Source organism: uncultured Pontibacter sp., from assembly GCF_947499215.1.
Lineage (GTDB): Bacteria > Bacteroidota > Bacteroidia > Cytophagales > Hymenobacteraceae > Pontibacter.
In genome coordinates, this window is sequence record NZ_CANMNI010000001.1 from 14,230 (window position 1) to 28,604 (window position 14,375).

9 protein-coding genes are annotated in these 14,375 nt (G+C 50.4%); 4 read left to right on the plus strand and 5 right to left on the minus strand.

What is annotated here, in order from left to right:
• Nucleotides 1-8: 8 nt before the first annotated feature.
• Nucleotides 9-686, minus strand: a complete 678-nt coding sequence (gene sdaAB, locus Q1A04_RS00075; protein ID WP_299699476.1) for an L-serine ammonia-lyase, iron-sulfur-dependent subunit beta — start codon at nt 684-686, stop codon at nt 9-11.
• Nucleotides 687-1,051: 365 nt separating this feature from the next.
• On the opposite strand from sdaAB, the gene Q1A04_RS00080 reads away from it, so the two are divergent.
• The 3 genes from Q1A04_RS00080 (at nt 1,052) to Q1A04_RS00090 (ending at nt 4,092) form a co-directional block, all read left to right on the plus strand.
• Nucleotides 1,052-2,020 carry a tryptophan 2,3-dioxygenase family protein gene (locus Q1A04_RS00080; RefSeq protein ID WP_299699479.1) on the plus strand — a complete coding sequence of 323 codons (969 nt, stop codon included), beginning with the start codon at nt 1,052-1,054 and terminating at the stop codon, nt 2,018-2,020.
• Nucleotides 2,021-2,060: 40 nt separating this feature from the next.
• The gene (locus Q1A04_RS00085) at nt 2,061-3,638 is read left to right on the plus strand and encodes an NAD(P)/FAD-dependent oxidoreductase (protein ID WP_299699481.1); all 1,578 of its coding nucleotides are present in this window, start codon (nt 2,061-2,063) and stop codon (nt 3,636-3,638) included.
• 91 nt (nt 3,639-3,729) lie between these two features.
• On the plus strand, nt 3,730-4,092 hold the full coding sequence (locus Q1A04_RS00090; RefSeq protein WP_299699483.1) for a CoA-binding protein: 363 nt from the start codon (nt 3,730-3,732) through the stop codon (nt 4,090-4,092).
• A 245-nt stretch (nt 4,093-4,337) separates the two neighbouring features.
• Here Q1A04_RS00090 and Q1A04_RS00095 read toward each other — a convergent pair whose 3' ends face one another.
• Both Q1A04_RS00095 and Q1A04_RS00100 read right to left on the minus strand, forming a co-directional pair.
• Nucleotides 4,338-6,848 (minus strand): FtsX-like permease family protein, encoded by a 2,511-nt coding sequence (locus Q1A04_RS00095; protein WP_299703611.1) that lies wholly within the window; start codon nt 6,846-6,848, stop codon nt 4,338-4,340.
• Nucleotides 6,849-6,960: 112 nt separating this feature from the next.
• Nucleotides 6,961-7,680 carry an ABC transporter ATP-binding protein gene (locus Q1A04_RS00100; protein WP_299699486.1) on the minus strand — a complete coding sequence of 240 codons (720 nt, stop codon included), beginning with the start codon at nt 7,678-7,680 and terminating at the stop codon, nt 6,961-6,963.
• Between the two features lie 147 nt (nt 7,681-7,827).
• Here Q1A04_RS00100 and Q1A04_RS00105 point away from each other — a divergent pair, with 147 nt between their 5' ends.
• Nucleotides 7,828-8,547 (plus strand): arylesterase, encoded by a 720-nt coding sequence (locus tag Q1A04_RS00105; RefSeq protein ID WP_299699489.1) that lies wholly within the window; start codon nt 7,828-7,830, stop codon nt 8,545-8,547.
• Nucleotides 8,548-8,731: 184 nt separating this feature from the next.
• On the opposite strand, the gene Q1A04_RS00110 is transcribed toward Q1A04_RS00105, so the two are convergent.
• Nucleotides 8,732-9,904, minus strand: a complete 1,173-nt coding sequence (locus Q1A04_RS00110) for an efflux RND transporter periplasmic adaptor subunit (protein ID WP_299699492.1) — start codon at nt 9,902-9,904, stop codon at nt 8,732-8,734.
• Between the two features lies 1 nt (nt 9,905).
• Complete coding sequence (locus tag Q1A04_RS00115) at nt 9,906-14,303, minus strand: CusA/CzcA family heavy metal efflux RND transporter (protein WP_299699495.1); 4,398 nt, start codon at nt 14,301-14,303, stop codon at nt 9,906-9,908.
• Nucleotides 14,304-14,375 lie beyond the last annotated feature (72 nt).

Genomic DNA, 14,375 nt, shown 5'->3' on the forward strand with positions numbered 1-14,375 from the left:
ATATCTTCTTATAGGTCGATGTTCGGTATGTAGATGACATGTTTCACCCAACTTAATTGTTTGAGGTACTCCAGTGTAATGGGCTTTATGCCAGAGTCCATCTCTATGAACTGGCGTGCCATTTCGTTCTTGCCTTTGCGCGATACGCTCATGGTGGCGATGTTACAGTCGTCTTGCGCGATGACAGTTGCAATGAAGGCGATACTTCCCTTCACGTCGCCTGCGTCTATGATCAGGGTATGCAGGTTAGCCGAAAAGTTGGCCGTGAATCCGTCCACCTCCACGATCTTGATCACACCGCCACCCCGGCTTTGCCCGATCACCTCTACCTCGCGGTCACCGGCTTTCAGGTTTAGCTTGATGGTGTTAGGGTGCATGGTAGAGGCATTGCCTACCGAACGGAATGTATACTTGAGTCCGCGCTCCTTGGCATGGTCAAAGGCTTCCTTGATGCGTTTATCATCTGTTTTGAAATCCAGCAAACCGGCTATAATGGCGCGATCGGAGCCGTGACCCTCGTAGGTTTGGGCAAAAGAGTTGTAGAAAGTGATGATAGCTTCTTGGGGAGCGGCGCCCAACACCCGAATCGCCGCGCGCGCAATGCGCACAACGCCAGCGGTATGCGAACTTGAAGGGCCAATCATAATCGGACCAATCATGTCAAAAACACTACTTTTTTCTGCCATTATATTCTCAGCGGGTAAATATCGTAAAACCCAAATTTAACAATTAGGGCTTATTATAACACTTTTTAACCGGTATATTCTACTGATTTCTACCAACTGCAGCATTTGCTCTATCAATATCAGCATTGTGCCCATTAACCATTTTGCCCTTTCAGCTAATCCGATCACTTGGTGGTACAGCTACAACTTGTTAGAGAGAAGATACATGGAATGGGTGTTTGGTTGCTTGGCCAGTTGGATTTTTCTCTTCTGTATTTTGTTCTAGTATAGAAACAGACATAAATTAGGCACACAGCATCATCTCTTCGATAGTTTTATTTACTTTGTGCGGATAATGGCGTCTCACCAAACCCCATCTGTATACCATGGAGCAACAACCCTTTAAGCCGGAAGTACTGGAGCAACTTCGCAGACTAGAAGCCAAATACGTGCCGCTCGGGCAGGATCTGGCCGCTTATCTGGAGGGGCTTTACTACACGGACTACCTTAACTACTGGGATTACATTCACCTCGATACCCTGTTGAGTCTGCAAAATCCACGCACTAGCATTCCAGATGAAAAGATCTTCATCATGTATCACCAGATTACGGAGCTATATTTTAAGCTTTGTTTGGAGGAGTATCGTCAAATTGGTGAAGACAAGGGACTTACAGGTGAGGTGCTCTTCAAACGCTTGAAGCGTATTAACCGCTATTTCGAGAACCTGATCGACTCTTTTGATGTGATGGTGGACGGGATGGACCCGAAACAGTTCCTTCAGTTCAGGATGGCGCTGATGCCGGCAAGTGGTTTCCAATCCGTGCAATACCGTATGATCGAGATTGCTTCGACGGAGTTGCGCAACCTTACCGATAAAGAGAAACGCAAAGCACTGGGTTTGCAGAGCACGCATGAGGAAATGATGGGCTGTATCTACTGGAAAGAAGGTGCTACTGAGGTTTCGTCAGGATCTAAAACATTGACCTTGCTTCGATTCGAGGAAAAGTACACGCAGCAACTGATCCATTTTGCAAGGCAGTACGAGCATATGAACGTTTGGTCTGCCTATAAGCGTTTGTCTGAAGAAGAACAGCAAAACCCGCGTTTGATCCGCCAGTTGCGTGAACTGGACAGCAACGTGAACGTGAACTGGCCGCTGATGCATTATAAGTCAGCCGTACGCTACCTGCAGCGCGACCCAGAAGTGATCGCCGCAACCGGTGGCACCAATTGGCAGAAGTACCTGCCTCCAAAATTCCAAAAGCGCATTTTCTACCCAGAACTGTGGTCGGAAGAAGAACTCGAAAACTGGGGGAAAGGCTGGGTTGAGAAAGTGCTGAATGGAGATATTTAGTAAAACTAAACTTTAAGGATAACTACCTTACTTGTTGTAAATGAAGAAGAAAGAAATTGAAGTCGTGTTGTCGCCGGAAGTGGCGTACAACGACGAAGTGTTGGAGCTAGAGCTGATTAAAAGTGCCGGTCTCAAGCCGGAAGATGTAAAGCACATACACCGCATCAAGCGTTCTATCGACGCCCGTGGCCGTCAGGTTTTGCTTCGTGTACGAGCCGATCTATACCTTGACACCCCTCCTGCCGATATTCTTTCGGCTAAGTATATTTACTCTGATGTTAGCAATGCCAAGAGAGTGATTATTGTGGGCGCCGGTCCTGCCGGATTGTTTGCGGCCTTGCGATGCATTGAACTGGGTCTAAAGCCGATCGTGCTGGAGCGCGGCAAAGACGTGCGTGCCCGTCGCCGTGATCTGGCAGCCATCAATAAAGAGCATATCGTGAACCCGGACTCGAACTACTGTTTCGGGGAAGGCGGCGCCGGTACATACTCCGATGGCAAGCTCTATACCCGCTCTAAAAAGCGGGGCGATCTGCAGCGTATACTCGAGATCTTTGTGCAACATGGTGCTACCCGCGACATCCTTTTCGATGCCCATCCGCATATTGGCACGAATAAGCTGCCCCGTATCATCACGGCTATCCGCGAAAGCATTGAAGCCGCAGGTGGTGAGGTGTTGTTTGACAAGCGCGTGACCGATTTTATCGTGGAGCAAGAAGAAATGAAAGGCGTCCTAACGCAGGATGGTGAGAGCTATACCGGTGAAGCTGTTATACTCGCTACCGGCCACAGCGCCCGCGACATCTTTGAATTGCTGCATCACAAAGGCATTACCATCGAGGCAAAGCCATTTGCCATGGGTGTGCGTGTAGAGCACCAGCAAAAATTGATCGACAGCATACAATATAAGTGCGAAGACCGCGGCTGCTGGCTGCCGGCTTCTTCGTATGCACTGGTACACCAAACGGTATATGACAACAAACAGCGCGGTATTTTCTCCTTCTGTATGTGTCCGGGCGGCTTTATCGTGCCATCGGCTACTGCCCCCGGCGAGGTGGTCGTGAACGGCATGTCACCAAGCCGACGCGACTCTAAGTTTGCCAACTCAGGTATAGTCGTGGCCATCGAGCTGGAAGACATGGAGCTTGATAAGTATGGTCCGCTTGCCGGACTGCGCATGCAGGAAGAACTGGAACGCAAAGCCTGTGAAATGGCCGGCAGCACCCAAAAAGCCCCTGCCCAGCTCCTCCTTGACTTCACACACCAGAAAACCGGTGGCGTTTTGCTAGAGACTTCCTATCAGCCTGGCCTGACACCAGTGGATATGAACAAACTGTTCTCGCCCGCTATGGCTTATCGTCTGCGTGAGGGTTTTAAGGCTTTCGGCAGCAAGATGCGTGGCTACCTGAGCAACGATGCCCAGATCATTGGGGTGGAGAGCCGCACCTCCTCCCCTGTGCGTATACCGCGTGACCGTGAGACATTGGAGCATGTGCAGATCAAGAACCTATACCCATGCGCGGAAGGTGCCGGGTATGCAGGCGGTATCGTATCAGCGGCGATGGATGGGGAGCGTTGCGCTGAGAAGATCGCTGCTAAAGTGTTGGCGCAGGTATAGCCAAATTGTATTGTATCGGTTTTAGACCTGATTGCCCTGTAACGTTTCGGCGCTGATCGGGGTTAAATAGAGAGATCAAAATATCTGAGCTATGAAAAAGACACTTGTACTAGGTGCTACTGATAATCCGTCCCGTTTTGCCTACAAAGCTATTCACCGCCTGCAACAGCATGGCCACGAAGTGGTGCCGGTAGGCATTCGCAAAGGAGAAGTTGGTGGTCAGCCAATCATAACCGATAAAACAGAGAAAATAAGCGGAGTTGATACGGTTACGCTTTATGTGGGACCGCAGAATCAGCCGACTTGGTATGACTATATTATCTCCTTACAGCCAAAGCGAATTATTTTTAATCCGGGGACAGAAAACCGTGAACTGGAGCAAATGGCTGAAGACGCAGGTATAGAAACCATGCACCATTGCACGCTGGTCATGCTGGCGTCCAGTACCTATTAAATTTTTTTAAAGAATTTTTTCAGGAGCTGAAACCTCCCAAAAAGTCGGGCGTATAAACCAATATAATCAAAGTTTGAAGATGGCATTTGTTGTCTATTCAATCTTTAGGAAAAGGGATCTTTCAAGAGATCCCTTTTTTGTTTTTAAACAATTGGGGATTAAGAAATTAGAAACCATTGACTTGATAGCTTCTAATTTCTTAATCCCCAATTTCAAGAATCCCAAACTCCTCAACTCTAAGTCTTCTACGCTTCTCTCCTTAGAACCTCCAAAGGCGGTCTGTTGAGCACACCACGGCTATTGAGCAAGCCCACCGCAATAGTCAAGAGTGTAACCACCACGAAAATTACCAGCAATGGCCAGAGCACTGGTACAAATTCCATTTCAAAGCTGAACACCGCCAAGGCCCATGCAGCGCCAAAAGCAATCACGCAGCCTACGGCTGCAGCCAATATGCCCAGCATGGAGTACTCCATCAGCGTTATACCTAGAATTTGTTTTTTATTAGCGCCCAGCGTACGCAAGAGCACACTCTCCTGCACCCGTTGGAATTTGCTTACATTCACAGAGCCTACCAAAACCAGTAAACCAGTAAATATGCTGAAGAGCGCCATGAACTGAATCACAAATGAAATCTGGCTGACTACTTCCTCCAAGGTGCGCAGGATCAGGTCGAGACCGATGGCTGATACGTTCGGGAAAGCTTCCACCACACGCCGCTGAAACTGCGCGGCCTGTTGCTCATTGTCACTACGGGTCATCAGCACATGGAACTGTGGTGCCTCTTCTAGTACACCTTTCGGGAAGAGTACTTGGAAATTGGTCTGTACCCGGTTCCAGTCGACCCGGCGAAGGTGAACCACGCGGGCAGGTATAGTCGCTCCCTGCACATTGTAGATAAGGGAATCCCCTACTTTTACTTTGATGCGTTCAGCGTATCCTTCTTCCAGCGACACAGGCACTCTGTCACCTGATCTAAATTGCCCTTCGATCCATTCACCGGCTTCTGTTTTTTCAGAATCACTGAGATGATCGCGGTAAGTTACCCGGTATTCCCGCGTAAAGTTTCTCGGTCTAATCTCTAAGGTCGTGTCCTTGCGTACATCCGCCAGCGTCAGGTTATTGATCTGCTCCAGCCTTACCGTAACAATCGGGTCGAAGTATAAGATAGGCAGTCCCTCCGCTTTGGTCAAGTCGGCGACCTGATCGCGTTGGCTATTTTGAATATCGAAGAGCACGAGGTTAGGCTGGCTTTCTGTTCCGGACAAGGATACCTCGCTCAGCAAGGTGCGCTGCACCATAAAGAGCGTGCCGATCAGTGCCGTACCCAATCCAATAGACACCATCAGCAACAAGGTCTGGTTATTGGGTCGGTATAGGTTGGCCAGTCCCTGTCGCCATACGTAGCCCCAGTGGGTCGGGAAGAAGCGTTTGACGGTCCACGATAGGCCTTTAGCCAGTAAAGCCAACACCAAAAAGGCCGCAATAACGCCTCCCGTGAAGTAGAGCGCTTGCCACCACGTACCCATTTGCCAACGTGAGAAGACCACAATGAAGCCAAGCAACAAACCGTATACCGCCCATCGGAGCGGGTCTTTCTGGTTTGTTAGATGCTCGACGGTAGCCCGCAGCGTGATTAAAGGCGATACTTGACGGATACTCAGGAGTGGCAACAGCGCAAACAGGACGGATACGATCACACCCATTAACACACCCTGTGCCGCAGCCGAAACCGAGAAATAGGCATCAACGGTAACTGGCAAAAAGGTTTTGAATAGCTCTGGAAGAATCAGTTGCACCACACTTCCGAGCGCAGCACCGGCTATACCTCCAATTAAACCCATGCCCATCACTTGGAACAGGTATACCAGAAAAGCTTGTTTGCCGCTCATGCCCAAACAGCGCAAAATGCCGATGGTTGATAGTTTGTCGCGCATGTATACGTGCACCGCACTGGCTACACCCACGCAGCCCAATAGCAAAGCCACAAAGCCTACGAGTGCCAGAAAACGGGCCAGTTCATCGTATGATCGGCCCATGCTCGCTTTCCGCGTTTCCACAGTATCATAGAACATGCCGAGTTCTTCAAATCGCGGATCCAGCTTTTTACCCAGTGTGTCCGGCTGCACAGCTTCGTTCAGGTCGTAGTAGTAGTAATAGGAAACCCGGCTACCACGCTGGATTAGGCCGGTTTCGGGCAGATATTGTCTTGGAATGTACACCACTGGCGCTACGGCGGCGGTCATGGCAGTTTGGCCGGGTATACGGTGTAAGGCACCCTCAATCGCAAAGGTCAGCGCACCTACCCGAATCGAGTCCCCCACTTGGGCTTCGTACTGCAGCATTAGGTTATGGTCAACGAGCGCGCGTTTATCTTCCCGGAAACTGCGGCTGGCTTCTTCTGGCTTTGTCTCGATGGCTCCAAAGTATGGGAATTCGCCTTCGAGCGCCCGCACTTGTACCAATCGGGTATCATTGCTTTTCACAAAGTACACCATCGACATCATGCGGTTCTCGTCGGAGCGTTTGCCCAGCGTGCTCACCGAGTCGATGATGGCCATAGAAAGCGAGTCGGGCTCTTTGTTCATGCCCATCACCAGATCAGCACCAATCAGGCTGCGGGCTTTATCGTCGATGGCTAATTGCAGACTATCTCGGAACGAATTAATGGCTACCAAGGCAGCTATACCTAGCACGATGGACGACAGGAACAGCAAGAGCCTGCCCCGACTACGGCGGGTATCACGCCACGCCATTTTGAGGAGCCAAGGTATGTTCAGTTTCGGTTTATCCGGATTTGGCTTGTTGTCAGACAAGGTATACTTGATGTTAGGTTAGATAAGTCTTTATGATATTGGTGATTATACCTTAGGAAAGGTTGGAGTCTTCTGGCTGGTGGATCGTTTCAGGAGCCCCGGTATCTGATGCCACGTGGCCACCTTTGATGCGGATAATGCGCTGTGTCTTTTCGGCCAGCTCCAAATCATGGGTCACGAGAACAAGCGTAGTACCGGCCTCACGGTTCAGCTCAAACAAGAGACTTTCTACCTTATCGCCAGTTTCCTCGTCCAGATTACCAGTTGGTTCATCGGCAAAAAGAATGGTAGGTCGATTCGAGAATGCCCTTGCCAGCGACACGCGCTGTTGCTCCCCACCCGATAACTGCGTAGGGTAATGGTCGTGGCGCTCAGCGAGTCCAACTCGCGCCAATAAATCCATGGCTTCGCGCTGCACATTGCGTTCACCGCGCAGCTCCAATGGCACCATCACGTTCTCGAGGGCCGTGAGCGTAGGTATCAACTGAAAGTTCTGAAAGATGAAGCCCACGTACTGGTTACGCACCTGCGCCCGGGCGTCTTCGCTCAGATTGTCGAGGCGTACACCATTAAGGACCACGGAGCCGCTACTGGCACGGTCTAGTCCGGCGCAAAGACCCAGCAAGGTGGTTTTGCCGCTTCCGGATGGCCCTACGATCGCACAGGTGTCACCGGCTTGTAGTGTAAAGTTTATTCCCTCCAGCACGGTCAGGTGGCGGTCGCCACTGTCGTAGGTTTTCTTAAGGTTGTTGATTTCTAGTATAGTAGACACGTAGCTTGTGATTTATGGAACGGTAATAGTAGTATCAAACTGTTTCAGGTATAGCTATACTTGAAACGAATCCCGAACCTAATAACTTATACCGGTCGTTATAGGTTTTAAGATTGATAAAACTAAATTTAGCAAAAAATCACTTTCATGAATAAAAACAGCAAGTATATCTCCTTATTCCTAGCCCTTTTCCTCACCTTGGCGGGCTGCGAGCAGGCTCCTACTACCGAACAGGTGGCAACTGAACAACAGGTACAATCAGACACGACAACCACTGCCGAAGCACCGAAAAACGAGCGTATCAAGACGATTGTGTTCTTCGGAAACAGCCTCACAGCCGGTTACGGACTGGAGCCTGACCAAGCCTTCCCTGCCCTGATTCAGGAGCGTATCGACTCGATGGGACTGCCTTATAAGGCGGTGAATGCCGGGTTAAGTGGTGAAACCTCTGCCGGTGGCAAAAGCCGTATTGACTGGTTGCTTAAACAGCCGATCGATGTATTTGTACTGGAACTAGGTGCGAACGATGGGCTTAGAGGTATAGATCCTGCTTCGACTTATGATAACCTTGGAATGATCATCGATAAGGTGCGCGAACAGAATCCGGAAGCGGAAATCATTCTGGCAGGTATGCAAATGCCGCCGAGTATGGGCCAACGCTTTACGAAAGAGTTTGAACAGGTATATACTCGACTGGCTGAGGACAAAGACGTGGCGCTTATACCTTTCATCTTAGAAGGTGTGGCTGGTGACCGAGCACTGAATCAGGGTGACGGTATACACCCAACTATTGAGGGCCAGCACATTCTGGCCGATAATGTATGGACTGTGCTGGAGCCAATTTTAGTAGCCAAACGAGCCTCCTAAGGTACATTTTGAAAAATAATTAAATTATTTTCAAAGATTTGTAACCTAACACAACCTTTACCACGTATAAAAACATGGCTAAAAGTTGAAAGTTAATTTAACAATTAATCCTTTCACAAAATAACAGCGCTGGTCCCTTCATTGGAGCCAGCGCTGTATTTTTTTAGGCCATTTCTAAGCCTGATTATTCCTCAGCAACCTCAGACTTCATTTTCTCGGCCAACACGTAATAGGCGCCTTTGGTGACTACCTGCGCTGTGGCTGGAAGTTCTTTCAATGGTCTCACTTCCGTAAAACCATCCTCAGCCACGCCTGTTTCCACTTCCTGCATGCGGAACGTGGTAGTGCCCTCTTTTACAAACACATAGTGCTTGCCTTTGTAGCGCACCACTGATTCTTCTGGCAGCGCTGGCAACTCCTGTTTACCGGCCAAAATCTGCGCATTCACATACATGCCCGGCAACAGATTGGAGTTTTTGTTATTCTCGAGCTCGGCATGCACCGTCACCATGCGGGAGTCACCTTCAAAGGCCCTGCCCAATGCGAAGATCTCCGCTTCGAGCGGCTCTCCTGCCACGTTCGGCATTGTAAACAGCACCTTCTGCCCTTCTTTCATCTTGTTGAAGTCACGCTCAAATACACTTAGTTCCAAGTGCAGGTGACTGTTGTCCACAATCTCAAACATCTGTTGACCCGGCTGCGCATAAGAGCCCATGTTCACATCAATGACACGCACATAGCCACTGATAGGCGCTGTGATCGCCATGGTTGAGGTAATTCTTCCCGCTTCCACGTTCTTAGAAGAAACGCCCATCGCAGTCAGGTGGGTGGCCAATGCCTTGAGCCTAGCCCGCTGTACCTGCACATCCGATTCAGCTTGTTCGAAACGCTTGCGGGAGCCCACTTGCTCTTCGTTCAAGGTACGCTGGCGTTCATAATCCTGTTCGGCAAAACGCAGTTGGTTGCGGGTGGTCAGGTACTCTTCCTGTAGCTTGATTAGCTCTGGGTTTTGTATCGTGGCCAGCACTTTTCCCTTCTGCACATACTCTCCTTCTTTGATCGGTATACTGCGCACCACACCACCCATTAAGGGGTTGATACTGGCTTTGTTCTGGGGTGGCAGTTGAAGCTGTCCGTTAGCTGACACGCGAGCTGAAATCTGCCTTTTTTCTATTGTTCCCAGTTCAATGCCGCCCACTTTTTGCTGTGCTTCAGAAAAAGCTACGACAAAAGGAGATGAGGCTGTGGCAGCTTCAGTTTTTGCAGCCTCAGGTTCTTCGGCCGGCGCTTGCTTAGAGCAGGCCGCCAGACTGATCAGTCCACATAGGGCGATTATTTTGATTTTATATGCTGTCATGTTATTCGATTCCTGCGGTGAATTCTAAACTGATAATGGTTTGATTGTAATCGCGTAGTGCGTTGAGGTAATTACTGCGCAATTGGTAGGCCTGATCGAGCGCTTGCACATACTCCACGTAGTCGATGTCGCCGGTTCGAAAGCTTAGTTCTGCGGCCTTATTCATTTGTTCAGCCTGCTTCAGAGCTCCTTGCTCATAGAAAGCCAGCGTGTTGCTGTGCTTCTGCAGCTCTTGCGCCAGATTCTGTAGCTCGGTCATAAGCAACTGCTGCTGGTAGCGTGCTTGGCTCTTCACGGCCTCCTCGTTCATTTTGGCAGCTTTGATGCGTGACTTCTGCGCACCGAACCAAAGCGGAACGGCTATACCTACTTCGTAACCCGTGAAGCGGTCGCCTGAGGTATAGACCCTATTTGGGTTTTCGCGCGGAGCCTCCCTCACAAAGGTTTGGTTGAAGTAACCGACTGTAAAGTCCGGCAGCAAACGTGATTGTTCGAGTTGCTTTTGCCGTTCGGCTACTTGCATCGTACTTTGCAGAAAGGCAATGTAAGGGTTCGCGGCCAAGGTGGAGCTGTCAGCCTGCACGATTATTTCCCGTTTGGCCAGACGTTCATCGGCAAACTGAAGCGGCTCCTGCGCCTGTAACAGTTGATGAAGGCGGCGCTCAGCAATTTGCTGGTCAGCTTGCGCTTGCTGCAGCTCAGTTCTTATACCTAAGCTGCGTGTCTCGGCGGTGGCCTGTTCCAGATAGCCGGTCTCTCCTGTCTGAAAGCGAATAGTCGCTGCCCGTGTGAAGCGTCCGTACAGACTGTCCTGTTGCTGCAGCAAGCGCAGACGCTCGTTTTGGTACTGCAAGAGATACCAAGCCTGTTTCACATCCCGGATCAGCTCCCTTTCAACAATCTGTTTTTGCGCCTCGGCCTGTTGAATGTTAGCGCTCACAAGTCGTGCCTGATCGCGGTATACCGTTGGGAAAGCGAATTGCTGGGAGGCGGAAATGTACTCGTCTTTGTTGATCGTGCTAATCTGTCCGCGACTGTAGGAAACGTTAGTTTTAGGTAAGTCCATGGCCGCACCGCGCATGGCCTGCTCCTGCTCCACGCTGTAGGTTGCGCTCTTAAGGCCCAAGTTGTGTTCCCGGGCATAGTCTATACTTTGCTGTAGGCTCAGAGGTCCCTGTGTTGACTGCGCCATACCTTGACCGGCGTATAACACACTGCCTGAGATCAGTAGTAGCGCGATCATGTGAGTAGGCACGGGAGTACGCTGAATTTCCTCTTCAGTAGGTTTTTCATTGGAAGAGAAAATGTAATACAGCACCGGCAGCACCACGAGCGTGAGTAAGGTCGATGTAAACAGGCCACCTATCACTACCGTTGCTAATGGTCGCTGCACCTCAGCACCTTCAGAACCAGAGAGGGCCATCGGCAGGAAGCCCAGCGCGGCCACAGAAGCAGTCATGAGCACCGGGCGGAGTCTAACACTTGTGCCTAGCAACACGCGCTCATAGACATCCGTCATTCCTTCCCGCTTGAGCTGGTTAAAGTAGCCGATGAGTACAATTCCGTTTAGAACCGCCACTCCAAATAGCGCGATAAAGCCTACCCCTGCCGAGATACTGAAAGGCATGTCGCGCAGCCAAAGCGCAAAGATTCCCCCAATAGCTGACAAAGGTATAGCGGTGAAAATGAGAAGACTTTGCTTCACGGACTTAAAGGCAAAGTATAAGAGTGCCAGAATGAGCATGAGTGCTGCTGGAACGGCTACCGAAAGGCGCTCTTTGGCGTGCACGAGGTTCTCGAACTGGCCACCATAGGTGATGTAATAGCCTGCTGGCAGCGGCAGTTCACGGTTCAGCTTCTCCTGAATCTCAGACACAATGGACTCCACATCACGTTCGCGCACGTTAAAGCCCACTACAATGCGGCGGCGTCCTTCTTCACGGGAAATCTGCATGGGACCTTCCTCAAAACGGATATCAGCCACCTGCTGCACCGGTATCTGGCCACCCTGCGGCAAAGGAATAAACAGGTTCTCAATGTCACGCAGGTCCTGACGGGCACCGCCTTCCATGCGCACCACCAAGTCAAAGCGGCGGTCGCCCTCGTAGATGGCTCCTGCGGTCTGACCGGCAAAGGCCGTGCGAAGTACCGCGTTTACATCTGCTACCTGCAGCCCGTACTGCGACAAGCGGGCGCGGTTGTAATCCACCACGATTTGTGGCAAACCAGTTACCTCCTCCACGTAAATGTCCTGCACACCCGTCACAGGGGCGATCAGTTTGTCAACTTGGTTTGCTAAGTCTGAAAGCTGGTCCAAATCTTCTCCGAATATCTTAATGGCCACGTCCTGTCGGGCACCGGTCATTAGTTCGTTAAAGCGCAGCTGGATCGGTTGCTGAAAGCCGTAGTTTACACCCGGCAGCACTTTCAGGGCCTCGTCCATTTTGGAGGCAAGTTCCTGTCTGTCGCTGGCGCTAGTCCATTCGTCTTTGTCTTTAAGCAGAATCATAACGTCAGCTGCTTCGATTGGCATGGGGTCCGTTGGGATCTCAGCCGTACCGATCTTGCCAATCACCTCGGTCACCTCCGGGAATTGCGTCAAGAGAATTTCACTGGCTTTGGTAGTCGTTTCGATGGTTTGGGTGAGCGAAGCGCCCGGTACCAATCGAAGGTCCATGGCAAAGTCACCTTCCTCCAGATCAGGCAAAAACTCACCGCCCATGCGGCTGAATACAAACAAACTGAAAGCAAACAAGACCAAAGCAGCCCCTATCACAAGCGCCTTGCTCCGCAGGGCAAATGTGATAACCGGCCGGTAAGCACGCTCCAGAAATGCCATGATCTTATCAGAAATGTTCGGTTTGTGCTTCGTGGTTTTGCTGAGCAAGAGGGTCGAGACCATCGGCACATAAGTGAGTGAAAGGATAAAAGCTCCCATAATGGCAAAGCTCACCGTTTGCGCCATTGGTTTGAACATCTTGCCTTCTATACCTACCAGTGCCATGATCGGCAAGTATACAATTAGGATAATGAGCATACCGAAAGCGGCGGAGTTCATGATGTTTGAGGCAGCACTTTTCACTTCAAGGTCCATTTCCCGCTGCGTCAAACGCCGCAATGGAAGATCTTTGTTTTTGACCACGATAAAGTGCAGCACGCCTTCCACGATGATCACGGCGCCGTCCACAATCAATCCGAAGTCGATGGCACCGAGGCTCATCAGGTTACCCGATACACCAAAGACATTCATCATGCCCAGTGCAAAAAGCATGGACAAAGGTATTACGGAGGCTACTACCAAACCTGCCCGCAGGTTGCCGAGTAGCAGTACCAGTACAAAAATCACAATCAGACCGCCCTCTATAAGGTTAGTAGCTACTGTATTGATAGCCTTGTCCACTAACTCGCTGCGATCAAGATAGGCTTCTATTATAAGTCCCTCCGGTAAAGAGGCTTGAATGTCAGCCACTTTATTCTGCACGTTTGTGATAACTTCGGAGGAGTTGGCGCCTTTCAGCATCAGGACAATGCCCCCTACCACTTCGCCCTCTGTATTGCGGGTTAGTGCGCCGTAACGCACCGGATGGCCAAACTGCACTTGCGCCACATCGCGCACCAGCACCGGCAGGCCATTGCGGTTTGAAACTACGATCTTCTCAATGTCTTCAAGGGTACTCGCCATACCCAGTCCACGGATGAAGTAGGCGCTTTGGTTTTTCTCAATATAGGCCGCTCCGGTGTTCTCGTTGTTTAGCTCCAGTGCCCCGATCACGTCAGTCACGGTCAAGTTCATGCTGCGGAGCTGGCTCGGGTTCACGGCTACCTCATACTCTTTTAGGAAGCCGCCAAAGCTGCTCACATCGGCTACTCCGGGCGTTCCCAGCAATTGGCGCCGTACGATCCAATCTTGGATGGTACGCAATTCAGTTGGACTGTATTTTTTGCCGCTTTCTGGTTTCGTTACCAACACATATTGATAAATTTCTCCCAGACCGGTCGTAACAGGAGCCAGTTCGGGCGTGCCCATTTGCTCTGGTATCTGACGGGCGGCATCGCCAAGGCGCTCTGAGATCATCTGGCGTGCCAAATATTGGTCCACGTCGTCTTTGAACACGACGGTAATTACAGAAAGCCCAAAACGCGATACAGAACGCATTTCAATTACATCTGGCACGTTGGCCAAGGCCATCTCAATGGGGGTGGTAATAAAACGCTCTACTTCCTGCGCAGCCAGTGTGGGCGAAGAAGTGACCACCTGCACTTGGTTGTTGGTTATATCCGGGACAGCGTCAACAGGCAGTTGCGTAAGAGAATAGGTTCCCCAAACGATCAACGCCAGCACCATCAGCCCGACCACCAGTTTGTTATGAATCGAAAAATCGATGATTTTATTAAACATGGTAAGCTTGATTTTGAATCAATTTAAATAAGTATACAGCTAAGCGACAAGCCTATAGGAAGCTTGCAGTTA

Excerpts from the sequence above, each read along its gene's own strand:
- Q1A04_RS00115 (WP_299699495.1), bottom strand. The coding sequence starts at position 14,303 with ATGTTTAATAAAATCATCGATTTTTCGATTCATAACAAACTGGTGGTC.
- Q1A04_RS00090 (WP_299699483.1), top strand. The coding sequence starts at position 3,730 with ATGAAAAAGACACTTGTACTAGGTGCTACTGATAATCCGTCCCGTTTT.
- Q1A04_RS00085 (WP_299699481.1), top strand. The coding sequence starts at position 2,061 with ATGAAGAAGAAAGAAATTGAAGTCGTGTTGTCGCCGGAAGTGGCGTAC.
- sdaAB (WP_299699476.1), bottom strand. The coding sequence starts at position 686 with ATGGCAGAAAAAAGTAGTGTTTTTGACATGATTGGTCCGATTATGATT.
- Q1A04_RS00110 (WP_299699492.1), bottom strand. The coding sequence starts at position 9,904 with ATGACAGCATATAAAATCAAAATAATCGCCCTATGTGGACTGATCAGT.
- Q1A04_RS00095 (WP_299703611.1), bottom strand. The coding sequence starts at position 6,848 with ATGGCGTGGCGTGATACCCGCCGTAGTCGGGGCAGGCTCTTGCTGTTC.
- Q1A04_RS00080 (WP_299699479.1), top strand. The coding sequence starts at position 1,052 with ATGGAGCAACAACCCTTTAAGCCGGAAGTACTGGAGCAACTTCGCAGA.
- Q1A04_RS00105 (WP_299699489.1), top strand. The coding sequence starts at position 7,828 with ATGAATAAAAACAGCAAGTATATCTCCTTATTCCTAGCCCTTTTCCTC.